Source organism: Chitinophaga sp. sic0106, assembly GCF_019219075.1.
In the GTDB taxonomy this organism is placed as follows: domain Bacteria; phylum Bacteroidota; class Bacteroidia; order Chitinophagales; family Chitinophagaceae; genus Chitinophaga.
In genome coordinates, this window is sequence record NZ_JAHUWJ010000023.1 from 16448 (window position 1) to 31647 (window position 15200).

General features: G+C 46.3%; 10 protein-coding genes. 6 read left to right on the plus strand and 4 right to left on the minus strand.

The window, feature by feature from the left end:
* The first annotated feature begins 71 nt into the window (after nucleotides 1-71).
* The 6 genes from KW844_RS25010 (at nucleotide 72) to KW844_RS25035 (ending at nucleotide 9411) form a co-directional block, all read left to right on the plus strand.
* Complete coding sequence (locus tag KW844_RS25010; protein WP_218379526.1) at nucleotides 72-671, plus strand: RNA polymerase sigma factor; 600 nt, start codon at nucleotides 72-74, stop codon at nucleotides 669-671.
* A gap of 62 nt (nucleotides 672-733) precedes the next feature.
* Nucleotides 734-1897, plus strand: a complete 1164-nt coding sequence (locus KW844_RS25015) for a FecR family protein (protein ID WP_218379527.1) — start codon at nucleotides 734-736, stop codon at nucleotides 1895-1897.
* 285 nt (nucleotides 1898-2182) lie between these two features.
* Nucleotides 2183-5572 carry a SusC/RagA family TonB-linked outer membrane protein gene (locus KW844_RS25020; RefSeq protein ID WP_218379528.1) on the plus strand — a complete coding sequence of 1130 codons (3390 nt, stop codon included), beginning with the start codon at nucleotides 2183-2185 and terminating at the stop codon, nucleotides 5570-5572.
* Between the two features lie 17 nt (nucleotides 5573-5589).
* The gene (locus tag KW844_RS25025; RefSeq protein ID WP_218379529.1) at nucleotides 5590-7020 is read left to right on the plus strand and encodes a RagB/SusD family nutrient uptake outer membrane protein; all 1431 of its coding nucleotides are present in this window, start codon (nucleotides 5590-5592) and stop codon (nucleotides 7018-7020) included.
* A 21-nt stretch (nucleotides 7021-7041) separates the two neighbouring features.
* Nucleotides 7042-7839 (plus strand): DUF4843 domain-containing protein, encoded by a 798-nt coding sequence (locus tag KW844_RS25030; RefSeq protein WP_218379530.1) that lies wholly within the window; start codon nucleotides 7042-7044, stop codon nucleotides 7837-7839.
* 24 nt (nucleotides 7840-7863) lie between these two features.
* On the plus strand, nucleotides 7864-9411 hold the full coding sequence (locus tag KW844_RS25035; RefSeq protein WP_218379531.1) for a PKD-like family lipoprotein: 1548 nt from the start codon (nucleotides 7864-7866) through the stop codon (nucleotides 9409-9411).
* A 56-nt stretch (nucleotides 9412-9467) separates the two neighbouring features.
* Here the strand turns inward: KW844_RS25035 and KW844_RS25040 are convergent, their stop codons facing one another.
* The 4 genes from KW844_RS25040 to pckA all read right to left on the minus strand — a co-directional run bounded on the left by KW844_RS25040 (nucleotide 9468) and on the right by pckA (nucleotide 15105).
* Entirely contained in the window at nucleotides 9468-11360 is a 1893-nt protein-coding gene (locus KW844_RS25040) for an OmpA family protein (RefSeq protein WP_218379532.1), read from the minus strand.
* Between the two features lie 222 nt (nucleotides 11361-11582).
* Nucleotides 11583-12206: a 7-carboxy-7-deazaguanine synthase QueE gene (locus KW844_RS25045; protein ID WP_255578620.1), complete on the minus strand. Its 624-nt coding sequence runs from the start codon at nucleotides 12204-12206 to the stop codon at nucleotides 11583-11585.
* A gap of 40 nt (nucleotides 12207-12246) precedes the next feature.
* Nucleotides 12247-13134: a bifunctional methylenetetrahydrofolate dehydrogenase/methenyltetrahydrofolate cyclohydrolase FolD gene (folD, locus tag KW844_RS25050; protein ID WP_218379533.1), complete on the minus strand. Its 888-nt coding sequence runs from the start codon at nucleotides 13132-13134 to the stop codon at nucleotides 12247-12249.
* 369 nt (nucleotides 13135-13503) lie between these two features.
* Entirely contained in the window at nucleotides 13504-15105 is a 1602-nt protein-coding gene (gene pckA / locus KW844_RS25055; protein ID WP_218379534.1) for a phosphoenolpyruvate carboxykinase (ATP), read from the minus strand.
* Nucleotides 15106-15200: the final 95 nt, after the last annotated feature.

Sequence of the window (15200 nt, forward strand, 5' to 3'; positions counted from 1 at the left end):
GGGTAGAATTCTACAAAACATTATCTTACCTTGTTTCTGATTAATGTTTGTACAGTAAATGAACAATTGAATTGTCAACCAAAATAGTACTGGAGGAAAAAGAGTTATTACATCAGGCAGCTGAAGGCAACAGGGAGGCATATGGAAAATTGTATGCTCATTTTTACGATTCCCTATATCATTCCCTTTCATTTCTGGTAAAATCAGAAACAGAGGCAGAAGAACTCATTCAGGATGCTTTCGTAAAGGCCTGGGTAAGCCGTGAAACGCTGGCCCTGGTCCGGTCGTTTGGTGACTATATCTTCACGGTTGCCAAAAATCTCCGCATTGATAAAATACGGAGTCGCCATACCCGCACCAACGCAGAAAATACCTATCAGGAACACCGGCCGGAGTCAGATCCGTTGTCGGATGATATTTATTTGTATAAACAATATTACGAAACTGCCTGGGCTGCTGTACAGCAGCTGCATGGTAAAAAGAAATCCATCTTCCTGCTACGGACCCAGGAAGGACTTACACTCCAGGAAATTGCTGACCGCGAAGGGATCAGCAGGTCCGCTGTTAAAAAACATCTCTATACCGCACTGGAGCAAATGAAATCTGCTTTGGTGAAAAATGGGGAATGGGTGTCCTTATTCATCCTGTGCGTCTTACAATCCACGCTATAAAAATATTTTTTTTGAAAAGGTGTCCATTTCCTTTTTCACTTACGTCTATCTATTAACAGCATATGAACAAACAAGAAGTAATTGAACTGTTCAGGAAATTCGATGCCGGTACCATCACTGAACAGGAGCGGCTTACCTGGGAAAATTGGTGTAATCACACCTCTCTTGAAGCATTTGAAGAAATGCTCCGGGAGGCATTCCCTGAGCGTGCTTTTCGGCAAGGGCAATTACTTCCCCACCGGCAGGAGGCAGTGGAAGCGCAGTTAAGTGAAGCAGAAAGAAGAGATGCAGCCCCGGTTGTTCCCATGCGTGGCTGGCGTTGGGCTGCAGCCGCTGCAGTATTGCTGATGGCAGGTGCCACCTGGTGGTATACCAACAGCAGGCCGACTGCCGTAATAGACTACTTCCAGGCAGCGGCGAAAATTCAACCGGGTAGCCAGGGAGCCATGTTAACACTGGCCAATGGTCAACAAGTGCTGCTTGATAGTCTGGGCAATGGTGTCATCACTGCGCAGCAGGGCACTAACCTGGTCATGGACGCAGGCAAGCTGAAATACGATGTAGTAAAAGAAGACCAGGAAAAAATAGCCTGGAATACAATTACCACCCCGCGGTCGAGGCAGTTTACGCTGATATTGCCGGATGGCACGATGTTGTGGATGAACGCGGCCAGCTCCGTAAAATTCCCGGTAAGCTTTACCGGAAACGAAAGACGCATCGAAGTAAGCGGAGAGGTATACCTGGAAGTGGTACAAGCGTCGAATCAACCTTTCTATGTTTCGCTACCGGATCAAACAACGGTTGAAGTACTGGGCACCAGCTTTAATATCAGTGCCTACAACGATGATCAAGATATTGCAGCTACCCTCATAACAGGAGCGATCAATGTAAATACAAAGGATAAAAAAACACAGCTGAAACCGGGGCAGCAAGCCTTGGTGAATGAAAATGGCAGCCAGCTAAGGATAAATACAAATCCGGACCTTACCAAGGTAATGGCCTGGAAAAACCGACTATTCAATTTCGAAGGCGCCAATATAAAAGATGTCATGAAGCAATTATCCAGGTGGTATGATATCGAAGTGATATATGAAGGGATCCCTCCTGATATTAACTTCGGTGGAAAACTGAGTATGGATATGAGTCTGGACGGAATACTACATGCGTTGAAAGACGCAGAAGTCCATTTTAAACTGGAAGGACGCCAACTAACTATTATGCCGTAGCCTATACTGAAGCGATGGCCACTAACTTATGGGATGACAAACTAAACTAAAATCATAGACTGTAAATCAAGTAATTAAATCTAACTAAGTACCAACATTACTGGTGAACGTTGAGCAATGAACTGTCGGACAGGTCCGGTTAGGGAGTGGCTTGCCTTCACCCATCAACCAACCAAATGGAACAAAAAAGCCGGAAGAGAACTTCGACCCTCGCTTCCGGCATAAGTTCCAGCTGGAAAATCGTCGTATACAACAACATTTTAAAACCAAAACCCAACCAAAATTATGCAAAAATCTGCAAACCGTTCTACGGTTTTGTGGCCGGGATTTATACGCTGGCTACGCCAGAACGGCGCTCTAAAACATTACTTGTTGGTGATGAAGCTTACCGCTATTATAATGTGCTTTTCGCTGCTGCATGTATATGCGACTACCTTTTCTCAGTCAGTGACGGTCTCCGCAAAAGGGGTATCGCTGAAAACAATTTTCTCTGCCATAGAAAAGCAGACAGGATACGTAGTGTTCTACAATAAAGCTTTACTGGAAAATACCAGAGGGGTAACAGTGAAGGCAGAAGGTATGCCGCTAAGATCCTTTCTGGATCAGGTATTCGCCAATCAACCGCTGAACTATCGCATTGATGGGCAAAATATTGTCCTTATGCGTAAAACGATGTTAGCCGATAATGTTCCGGTATGGGCCATAGCGCTCCCGATTGTTATATCCGGTAAAATCTCAGATGCGGCAGGCAATAATCTGCCGGGTGCCACGGTATATATAAAAGGTAAAAAAGATCATTTTGCTGTATCAGATGCCAAAGGTAATTACTCGCTGAAATGTATGGAAGGAGATGTACTGGTGTTTTCATATGTCGGTTACAAGTCGCACGAAATAATAGCTAAAACCACCTCCACCATCAACGTAGTATTACAGGATGATCAGCAAAACATCAAAGATGTGGTTATAACTGGTATGATGGTGCGTAAAAAAGAAAGCTTCACCGGTGCAACTGCTTCTTTTACGGGTGATCAACTGAAAACTGTCAATAATCAGGACATCGTTTCCAGCCTCAAATTACTGGACCCTTCCTTCGTACAGATAGAGAATAACCTGGCAGGCTCTAATCCTAACGTTTTACCAACAATTGAGCTGCGTGGTCAAACCAGCATCAGCAGTGCAGGTATACGGGATCGTTTTTCCAACGACCCCAATCAGCCGCTATTTATACTGAATGGTTTTGAAACAACCTTACAAACCATCGTAGATCTGGATATCAACCTCGTAGCTTCTGTTACCATTCTCAAAGATGCCGCTTCCACAGCAATATATGGTTCCAGAGCTTCCAACGGAGTAATAGTAGTAGAAACCAAGAAACCAGTTCCAGGCAGACTGCGGGTAAACTACACCGCCGACCTGCAGGTGGAAATGCCGGACCTTTCTTCCTATAACATGATGAATGCGAGTGAAAAACTTCAGTTTGAGAAACTGGCCGGTGCTTACGTCGAAAGAGCCAACAACCCACAGTACCAGGTATACCTGGATACCATTTACAATGCACATCTTAGAAACGTATTGCGTGGTGTAAATACTTATTGGTTAGATAAACCCCTGCAAACAGGTATTACACAGCGACATGCCGTGAATGCTTCTGGTGGAGATGCAATATTCCAATATGAAGTAGGGTTCAACTATCGCGCTAACTCCGGTACCATGATAGGTTCCAAACATAACGACTGGGGTGTTACCCTGAACCTGTTCTATAATACTGACCGTATCAGGATCGGTAATATGGCCTACGTGAGTGGTAATAACCTGGCCAACTCTCCCTATGGCAGCTTCGCCACCTGGGCAAACGCCAATCCTTACTATGAAATCCCTTCGGATAATTCCACACCATACCTGGAAAAAATCCGGACAGGGTACACCCCTATGGACAGGAATATCATGAATCCTTACTATAACGCAGGATTAGGTAGTTATGATAAAGGTAACGGCTATACGATTACTGATAATTTCCAGGTAAATATCGATGTAAGCAAACACTTCAGAATACAGGGTAATGGGCAGGTGCAGAAAGCAATGACAGAATCCTCGACATTCATATCTGCCTTAAATACCCAATACCTTACGCAGCAGGACCCAATGCTGCGAGGCTCCTACACTTTTGCCCGTCAAACGCCATTCTCTTATAATGCCAACGTAAGTGCCACCTATTCTCAAATGCTGGCACAGCGCCACTCGCTTACCGCCTATGCGCGCGCCGAAGCCGCTGAAAACAGAAACAGTGCCAACGGATATAAGGCGATAGGTTTCCCTAATATCAGTAACGGTAACCCCGCTTTTGCGTATGGTTACGAACAAAGCGGTGTACCTAATGTCGCCAACAGTGTAATCAGAAGAAACTCTTTCATCGGCTCTGTGAACTACTCCTTTGATGGCAGGTATAACGTAGATCTCAACGCCAGCTTTGATGGCTCTACCGCCTTTGGTTCCAATAAACGCTATCAGCCATACTATTCTGTAGGAGGTAGCTGGAACCTGCATAAGGAAAAGTTTATTAAATCACTTGGCATATTCGATAACCTGCGTTTACGCGGAAACGTTGGACTTACCGGCAACCAAAATTTTGGTAATGTAAGTGAATCAGTATTTAAATACTATTCGGCTATCAACGGATTTGGGCAGGGTGTATACCTCAGCGCTTTAGGTGCTCCGGACCTGAAATGGCAAAACACTTTACAAACCAGCTTTGGCCTGGATGCAGACCTGCTCAAAGGCAAAGTAAAACTCCAGGTAAATGGTTATCGTAAATTGACTGATCCATTGGTGGTGGCCATCACGTTGCCATCCTCCACTGGCTTAAGCAATTATCCGTTTAACGCCGGTACCTCCGTTGTAAATGGCTGGGAATTCATGGCCACCGTATTCCCGATTTTCAAACCTAATGTAGCATGGTCCGTGGGTATCACCGGTGCTTTACTCAAACAGCATTACGAAAACTTCAATAATAAGCTGGCAGGGTTGAACAAAGACTTGCAAAAAAGTAATTCACTAACAAGATATAGAGATGGTTACAGCTCTTATGACCTCTGGGCAGTAGTGTCGCAAGGCATTGATCCTGCAACCGGCAGAGAAGTGTTTTTACGCAAAGATGGCCAGCAAACATTTGTATATGATGCTACTGACCAGGTAAGAGTAGGAACCACTAATCCAAAAGCGCAGGGCGCTTTCAACTCTTCATTGACTTATTATGGTTTCAGGGCCAGCATTTTCTTCAGCTATATCTACAGCAAGGATCAGTTCAATACGGTCCTGTATAACAAAGTTGAAAATATCACTTACGCTCAGCTATCCAATAACCAGGATAAAAGAGCACTGTATGACCGCTGGAAGCAGCCGGGAGATATGGTTGCTTTTAAGAGCATTGCAGAAAGCAAATCAACGCCAATTTCCTCCCGCTTTATTCAAAATGAAAATACCATTTCTCTGTCTTCATTCAACATAGGATATGAGTTCAGGGACAAACCATGGCTGAGTAAAGCAAGTCTGGCCGCGTTGAACCTCAGCGCGTTTACCAATGATTTGTTCTATATCTCCACCATAAAAAGAGAAAGGGGAATTGAGTATCCGTTCGCGAGATCTGTATCCTTCAGTCTCAGAGCAACTTTCAAATAATTCCTAAAACTGACAGTATGAAAATTTACATATATACGTTGGCGTTAGCAGGATTGCTGCTTTCCGGCTGCAAAAAGTGGATGGACGTAAAACCGGAAGATAAATTTCTCGAAGAACAGCTATTTAGTTCTAAACAGGGATTTGAAACCAGCATCAATGGATTCTACCTGGGGAATACAGATGCTTCCTTATATGGCGGCGCACTTACCATGACCACTATGGATATCATGGCACAGTTATACAGCGCTTCTTTCAGTGATAAAAATCCGAATTATGCCATGTCGTCACATGCCTATGGTGAGGATGTGGCGAAAGGTTTAATAGACAGAATCTGGACTAAACAGTTCGCCAATATCGCCGGATTAAACAATTTTATCGCCGCTGTGGATAAATATGGTGCCGTAATGGATTCGGCCAACCGGCAGCTTTACAGAGGAGAAGCGCTCGGACTCCGTGCCTTCTACTACCTCGACCTGGTACGTATGTTCACACCTGCATACACCCAGGATTCGATGATTCAACTGATGCCATATTATACGAAGGTATCAAACGATATTTCTCCTTTTTATCCTACCAAACAGGTGATGCAGTTTATCCTGGATGACCTCACTAAAGCTGAGCAGTTATTACTGGCATCAGATCCTGCTGTGAAACAGGCAAGGGTAAGTCAGTCGACCATGGAATTTCCCCGCACTACCCGAAACTACCGTATGAACTACTATGCGGTAAAGGCACTGAAAGCCAGGGCGTATATGTGGATGGGGGATAAACCTGCCGCACTCGCCGCAGCAAAGGCCCTGATAGCTGAGCAATCCAAATTCCCCTGGACCACCACCAATGATCTGAAAGATGCAGAATATTGCAATAAGATATTTGCGACTGAAATGATCATGGGGTTTGAATACACTAAACTGTTAGATGTATTCAATAATAATTTCATTTCTACATTGGATGGAACGGAGCTACTGGCGCCGGAAAGTAGTGGCGCATTTATTAACCAGACTGTATTTGAAGGTATATCCGGTGATTACCGTTATCAATATAACTGGAAGATTGTAGCAAAAGCCTTTCCTACTTTCGTGAAATACCAGGATACCAATACCAGTGGCTTCGCTTCCAACAGAACCGTTTCACTGATACGGATGGGGGAAATGTACCTGATTGCTGCGGAATGTGAGCCGGATCTGGCCGCTGCAAGAGGCTATTTGAATGAATTGCGCATCAAACGCAATTTTGGCGCCCTGGCCGACAATGCTACTGCTGTAGACGTCACCACCGCTATCATGAAAGAATACAGAAGGGAATTTATCGGGGAAGGGCAATTGTTCTATTTCTACAAGAGAACAAAAGCCGGGTCTATTATAGCTGGTAATACGAATAAAGCAATTACCATGACAGATGTTAAATACACGCTTCCTATTCCATTATCTGAAACTACTCCAAGATAATCACTGGTAAAAACTGCTACCATGAAAAAAGTAATTTTATCCATACTGCTACTAACAGGTTTTTTTGCCTGTAAAAAGCAGGATATTGATGTATATGACAATGAGAAATCGGGCGCCAGTTTATATTTCCCTATACAGGAAGTAGATTCCACCGGCGATATTTCCTTCTCCTTTGGTTATTTGAAATCAAGTGTCAGCGATACTGCTGTCCGTATCCTGGTAAGGATGTTAGGGGCACCTGTAGACTATGACAGACCCTACAATCTTAAAATAGCAGATACAAGTACTGCCACCAGCGAAATGTACAGTATTGCCAATAAAACACTGGCCATTCCGGCAGGGAAAACGGCTGATACGGTGGTGATCAACCTGCACCGTGCTGCAGCCTTACGTACCAAAGGTTATATGCTCAACCTGGAACTCCGGGAGAACGAGCATTTCGGGGTGAAGTATTATAACAATATTGTAACGCCTGGTAGTAGCACGCCTCAGCGCTATTACACCCGCATGCGGGTAATGATAGATGATATTGCCGGAGCGCCTGCCTGGTGGCGCCAGGGGAATACCTATTATTCCCTGATCACTACCTATTTCGGTACTTTCAGTACGCTCAAGTTCCAGTTGATCCTCACCTACTACAACGCGGATGCAGCGGAATTAACCGGCACTTCCAACTGGCCTCAGGTCAATGGAAATCTCTATCGCATTATTGCCTGGGCCAGCGGACTTAAAGCCTACTTAACATTGATGCAGGCACAAGGGACTCCCGTATTGGAGGCCGATGGTTCTCTCATGAAAATGGGTACAGGTGCGAAATAATTATTCATCATTTACAAGGATCATATGTATCGCCATATAAATATTTTTACTTTCGTAGTGATGGCTACCGTCGCTATATTTTCAGGCTGCCGGAAGGACCTCGGGAATTACGATTATCATACCATCAACAACGCTACCATCAGTGGTATCAATACTGATTATGAAGTGCGGCAGGGAAGCCTGTTGCAAATCAATCCTGTGCTCTCCTTTACCATGGAGAAAGACACCAGTAGGTACAGTTATGAATGGTTTAGCCTGGATGTCACTGCGATTCCGGTTATCAGAAAGGTATTAGATACCACAAAAAACCTGGATTGGGTTGTTTCGCTGCCGGCAAAGGATGCGAAATATAAATTGTATTACAGGATCACGGAAAGAAGCACCGGTCAAACCTGGGATACGCTCACTTGGCTGAAAGTATCTACCAACCTTGCTGATGGCTGGGCAGTTCTCAACGATGAAAATGGTACGGCGCGACTGGATTACCTGAACTATTTGCAGGCCTCCGATTCATTTGAATACTACCGTGATATCCTGTCATCCCAACAGGCGGCTCCGCTGAAAGGGAAGCCAGTGGCCTTAAACTATTGGTACAGAAGAAATCCGTTTACACTTGCTTATTCAAAATCCATCGGTGTTAGTACAGATTACCAGACCATCCTTTTTAATACAAGCAATAACAAATTCTCCGATTATCAGGAATTATCAAAGTCAATGGGGGCTTACTTTCCACCGCCTTACTACGCGTTAAGCGTGCAGTCAACCGGTAGGGTCGATAATATTGCTTTTATGTACGATAACCTGGGGAATTTGAGCCTTGAAAATGCGACCAGTATCGTTTCTTTTGGCAACCGGATTAATAAAATGTCGGATCAGACACCTTTTAAAATTTCCAGCTGGATTGTTACCGAGGCTGGGCAGGTGCCAAACTATGAGTTGTTATACGATACCGATAACAAAAGATTCATGGAGCACAGGGGCACTAATACCTACAGCACCATTGCCGCTAATTCCAATGCTAGTCCGGGCGTGCCACCATTATTTGATCCGGCACATATGGATATGGAGTTGTTGTACATGACGTATACGACTGCCATTGACGGCCGTGTATACGCCGTGTTTAAACATAACAGTGGCGCTATTTTCCTGGCCAGGATCAAGGTGGGCTACAGCACCTTTATACCATTGTCGTTTGATAATATTTCTGATTTTGCGCCTAACATTGCCAACGCCAGCCAGTTTGCCGTGGATCCTGTTGAAGGATACCTCTGCTATAACATTGGCTCAAAAGTATACAGGTATACGCCGGACAGAAAAACTAATGTGATGATTGCAGACTATGGCGATAAAGCTATTACCGTATTAAAATTCCAGCGAATAGTGCAGGGACTTTCCAACACACGTTATAAAGTATATGGTTCCAAACTGATGGTTTGCTCTTACAATGCCGCTGCACCGGCAGGTTCCGGCAAAATGGAGTTATATACCTTACCTAACCTGGATGGTGCTGTTACGTTATACAAATCCTATACAGGCTTTGATAAAATTGTGAGCGTAACTTATCGGGAGTAATATAATTCCCTATGCCCTATAAAAAAACCGGAACGTATTGTTCCGGTTTTTTGCTTTTATAAACTAAGTACTTTAAATACTGTTCTTCTATTTTCTGCTCTTCCGGCTTCGGTATCATTGCTGTTGACTGGTTGTGTTTCACCGAAACCTTTGCTGCTGAGTCTTTCAGCGGCAATGCCCTGTTGCAGCAGGTAGTTTACTACCGACTTCGCCCTGTTTTCTGACAGGAGCTGATTATCCTTATCGCTGCCCACATTATCCGTGTGTCCGTCAATTTCGATCTTCATGCCGGGGTTGTCGTTCATGAGTCGCACCAGTTTTCCGAGTTCCAGTTGCGACGCGGGTTTCAGCTCATATTGTTTACTGTCAAAAAAGATATTATGCAATACGATGCTGGCATTCACAGCGATGGGTTGCAACGGAATATTTTTCTCGAAGGGCTGTCCGGGATTATGTTCTTTTAATGAAAAATTGTCAGAGTAAAATAGGTATCCTTTTTTATTCACATGGAAAGCGTAATCGCGTCCTACGGGCAGTGGTGCCAGGAAATTGCCGGCAGCATCCGTGGTGAGGCGTGCTACCGGAGTAGTGCCTTGCAAGTCCATTACGTCCACGGCAGCCTGTAGTCGCTCGTGGCTGGTGCTGTCGTACACAAATCCTTTCACATAGAGCGTTTGCAATGGCCTGGCTTCGGGATATAATTCAAAGCTGTAAATATCCAGGGTGCCCTTTCCATCCGCACGATCGGAGGCGTAGTAGGCGGTAGTGCCGTTCGCATCTACGATGAGTGAGCCTTCTTCGTCGATGGTATTGATGGGATAGCCCAGGTTTACGGGCGTGCTCCAGGAGCCATCCGGTTGTTTGCGGGAGTAATACATGTCGAGGCCGCCGTATCCGGGATGTCCGTTAGAGGCGAAATACAGCGTTTGTCCGTCGGCGTGAATAAACGGTGTACTTTCTTTTCCTTTGGTGTTGATCACGGGTCCGAGGTTCTCGGGGGGGCTCCAGCGGCCATTTTCCTGGAGGTGTGATACGAAGATATCGGCGCCGTTACCGGGTGTTTCGCGGGCAAAGTAGAGGGTTTGATTGTCGGCGGTGAGGGAGGGTTGGGATTCCCAGTCGCGTGTGTTAATGGGTGCGCCCAGGTTTTTAGGTGTTGTCCAGCCCTCGGGTGTTTTTTGGGAGATGTAAAGGTCGCAGCTCCCTTTTCCTTCCGGGAAATCACAGCCTGTATACAGCAGTATGGTACCATCCTGGGAGATGTGTTGTGCGCCTTCGTTAAAGGCGGTATTGACCGGTGCGCCCATGTCTGCCGATTGTCCCCAGCTGTTGCCTTCGCGTTTGCTGATATAGAAGTCCTCGTTACGGCCGTTTACGCGGCGGGTGTATACGAGTGTTTGCCCGTCGATGGTGATACTTGGAAAGTACTCCATATCCCTGGAATTAATATGATCGCCGAGGTTTTGCGGTTGGAAGGGTACTTGCTTTGCGCTGTTGGTAACGGCAAAGGTGTAGTTGGCTTTCAGCTTTTCGGCGTTTCTGCTGCTTACTTTGGCGTTGGCCATATATTGATTTACCAGCTGCAGTGCGCCCTGGAAATCGCCCATACCGGCCAGTGCGCGGGAGTATGGTAGCATGATCATGCGCATGCTGCTGCTGTCGAGTTGTTTGAATTTCACAAATGCTTCCGTAGCGGCCTTATAGTCTTTGGTTTCGATGTAGCACATTCCCAGTTGTCCGAAGGCATCGAGGAAGTTGGGCGCGATGGTGATGGCTTCTTTAAGCAGCGGGATGGCTTCTTTGGTGTTATAAACAGCAATAGCCGCCTGGGCTTTTTCGAAACTGGCTTTGGCCTTTTTTGGCGCGTTTTCGGCCGTTACAAACTGAGCCAGCAGCGGGGGGCTGAGGAGCAGCAGGGCGGCGCAGCAGATGAGCAAGGTGTGTTTCATAGTAGTAATACAACGTGTAAGATAGGAGTTTATTTTTATGCCACCTTCGGTGTCATTGAACGGAGCCGCGCGGTGCTGCCTGGACTGCACGCGGTTCCCGTCTCAGCAGCCGTGCCAGCCATAGCGGAGGCGCTTCGACAGGTGTGGCTGAAAAGGTTACGGGGAGATGTAAAGCCATCGGCTTTTACATCTCCCCGTATATAAAAAATACTGGTAAACTGGTTAAGGTACGTTGATGTACTTATGTATCTGGAGCGAGAGTTGCCACTGCGGGTTATCTTTAATATAATCGATAATCAGCGGTGTCATTTCTGCACTTTTGCTCCATTCCGGTTGCAGGTAAAGTCTGCAGTTTTTATCTACCATGGCAGCGTGTTTTTCTGCCCAGGCGAAATCGGTTTTATTGAAGATCACCACTTTCAGTTCATGGGCGGCTTTGCATACTTCAGGCAAAGGGGCTTTGAACTTTTTAGGAGAGAGCGTGATCCAGTCCCAGCTGCCGCTGAGGGGGGAGGAGCCTGACGTTTCCATATGCGTACGGAAGCCTTTTTTGTGTAAGGCTTTGGTAAGTGCGTCGAGGCGGTGCATGAGTGGTTCTCCGCCGGTGATCACGGCGATACGGCCGGGATTGGCGGCAGCTTCCTGCACGATACTATCGATGGTGAGTTGCGGATGTTTGTCCGCATCCCAGCTTTCTTTTACGTCGCACCAATGGCAGCCCACATCGCATCCGCCCAGGCGGATGAAATAGGCGGCCTTGCCCTGGTAGAGCCCTTCTCCCTGGATGGTGTAGAATTGCTCCATTACCGGCAGGGTGCTGGTGCTATTTGAAATAAGTACTGACATGTTCTAACCCTGCAAAGGTCCGATTTTTTACGGGAACCTGTTAATTCTGACTACCTTTCTGTCCGATGCAAGCCTGGTAGGTGTTTTTCAGCAGTGCGGCGATGGTCATAGGACCTACACCACCTGGTACCGGCGTGATATAGCTGGATTTAGGGGCTACTTCATCGAATTTCACATCTCCCACAAGGCGGAAGCCGCTTTTCTTGCTGGCATCTTCAATGCGGTTGATACCCACATCCACGATTACGGCGCCTTCTTTCACCATATCGGCGGTTACAAAGTCGGGTTTACCGATTGCGGCCACGATGATATCAGCCTGGCGGCAGATTTCAGCGAGGTTATGCGTATGAGAGTGGGTGAGTGTAACGGTGCAGTTGCCCGGGTTGGTGTTACGGCTCAGCAGGATGCTTACCGGCGTACCTACGATGTGGCTACGGCCTATTACTACGGCGTGTTTACCTTTGGTAGGCACATTGTAGTGTTCCAGGAGGAGCATGATACCGTAAGGTGTAGCAGGTATAAAGGTAGGCAGGCCGCTTACCATTTTACCTACGTTCATCGGATGGAAGCCATCCACATCTTTGCTTGGATCGATGGTGTTGATCACCAGTTCTTCGCTGATGTGCTTAGGTAAAGGCAGCTGAACCAGGATACCGTCGATATCCGGATTTTCGTTGAGCAGGATGATCTGATCCAGCAGGTGCTTCTCAGAAATTTGCGCATCGAAACGCAGGAGTGTGGAGTTGTAACCGCATTCTGCACATGACTTTACTTTGGAGGCAACGTAAGTTTCGCTGGCCGGATTGTTACCAACCAGGATAGCAGCCAGGTGAGGAACCTTTTTGCCAGCTGCCTTTAACTCAGCCACGGAAGCGGCTAATTGGGCCTTGATAGCCGCAGATACATGTTTACCGTCTAAAATTTGCATGCGCAAAGTTAGGACGTTTCTGGCAATTTCCTGCAATTTCCTGCATGTTGTTCCGTTCTGGGTTTTCCATTCCCCCTTCGGTGGAGTGGAAAACCCAGTGAGAGATTAAACCTGAGGTCTAATCTCTCACCGGGTAAAACAAAAAGACACGCCCGAGGCGTGCCTATATAAGAAATATTGCTGGTTCTGCAAAACAGGTTACAAGAGAAACCTGTTTTGCGGGAGACAAGTAATTAGTCTCTTTCGAACCGATTGGATTGTAGTGGAAATTATAAGGCAAACAAAGACGGTTATCAGTTAGCAAAAAGTCAGTAATCTGAAAAATATGATAAATATTAAACTTTTGCTAAATTTTCGATCACAATATATTTAAATTTTTGGAGCTGCGCCAAGAATTTCTTGATCAGCGGCATCAGCATATTTTTCGAAGTTGCGGATGAACTGGCTGGCCAGGTTAGCCGCTTTCGCGTCGTATGCATTTTTATCGGCCCAGGTGTTGCGTGGGTCGAGGATATCGGTAGGTACGCCAGGGCAGGTTTCCGGAATGGCGAGGCCGAACACAGGAGTGTTGCGGTATTTCGCATGATCCAGTTTACCGTCGATGGCAGCAGCTATCATAGCGCGGGTATATGCCAGTTTAATACGGCTGCCGGTGCCATAAGGGCCTCCGGTCCATCCGGTATTAATCAGCCATACGTTCACGTGATTTTTACGCATTTTTTCTCCGAGCATACGTGCATATTCCGCCGGGTGAAGTGGCAGGAACGGTGCACCAAAGCAGGCAGAGAAAGTTGACTTGGGCTCAGTTATCCCGGCTTCTGTACCTGCTACCTTCGCGGTATAGCCGGAAATGAACTGGTACATGGCCTGGCCTGGTGTGAGGCGGCTGATAGGCGGTAATACGCCATAAGCGTCGGCGGTGAGGAAGAAAATATTCTTCGGTACCGCGCCTACAGAAGGTTCCAGCGCATTAGGGATGTAGGTGAGCGGGTAGGAAACACGGGTGTTTTCCGTGATGGATTTATCCGCATAATTCACCGTGTTGGTGCCTGGGAAGAAAGTGACATTTTCCAACAGCGCGCCGGGGCGTACCGCCTGGAAGATTTCAGGTTCTTTTTCTGCACTCAGGTCAATACATTTTGCATAGCATCCACCCTCGAAATTGAATACGCCGGTGTTGGTCCAGCCGTGTTCATCGTCGCCAATGAGCTTACGGTTAGGATCTGCGCTAAGCGTGGTTTTTCCGGTGCCACTCAGTCCAAAAAAGATAGCAGTATCACCTGCTGTACCCTGGTTGGCAGAGCAGTGCATGCTGAGCACTTGTTTGTCGTGCGGCAGTATGTAATTCAGTACGGTGAAAATACCCTTTTTGATTTCGCCGGTGTAGGCAGTACCACCAATCAGGATTACCTTTTTAGTGAAGCTTACAACAGCAAAATTTGACTGGCGGGTGCCGTCAACGGCAGGATCAGCAAGGAAGCCGGGAGCCTGTATCACTGTCCAGTCACTGTGCATATCTTCCAGCTCTTCGGCTGTAGGACGCAGAAACATGTTGTAAGCGAAAAGACTGGACCATGGCAGTTCGCTGATCACTCTTACGCCCATGCGATAGTTGTTATCTGCACAAGCAAAGCAATCACGTACCCACACATCTTTCCCAGAAAAGTAAGCCGTTACTTTTGCATAGAGGCGATCAAAATTTTCGGTGGTAAATGGTAAGTTGAAGTCATTCCAGTTTACTGAGTCCGTTGTGATGTCGTCCTTTACAATGAATTTGTCTTTAGGAGAGCGGCCGGTGAATTCGCCGGTGTTAACTGCAAGTGCTCCCGTGTCGGATAAAACGCCCTGGTTTCTTTCTACAGTTTGTTTAACCAACTTCTCAGGTGAAAGCTGGTAGTATACGTTCGAAGCGTTCTCTATGCCCAGTTCCCGTAAGTCAGCTAAATGATTACTTACGCTACTCATTTGCATAAAAGCAAGATTGTTTTGGTGTAAAAGCAAAGCTAGGTAATTTTTGAAATCATCTAATTTTATAAGTGTTGTACCACTAAAATTTAGAAATCAGC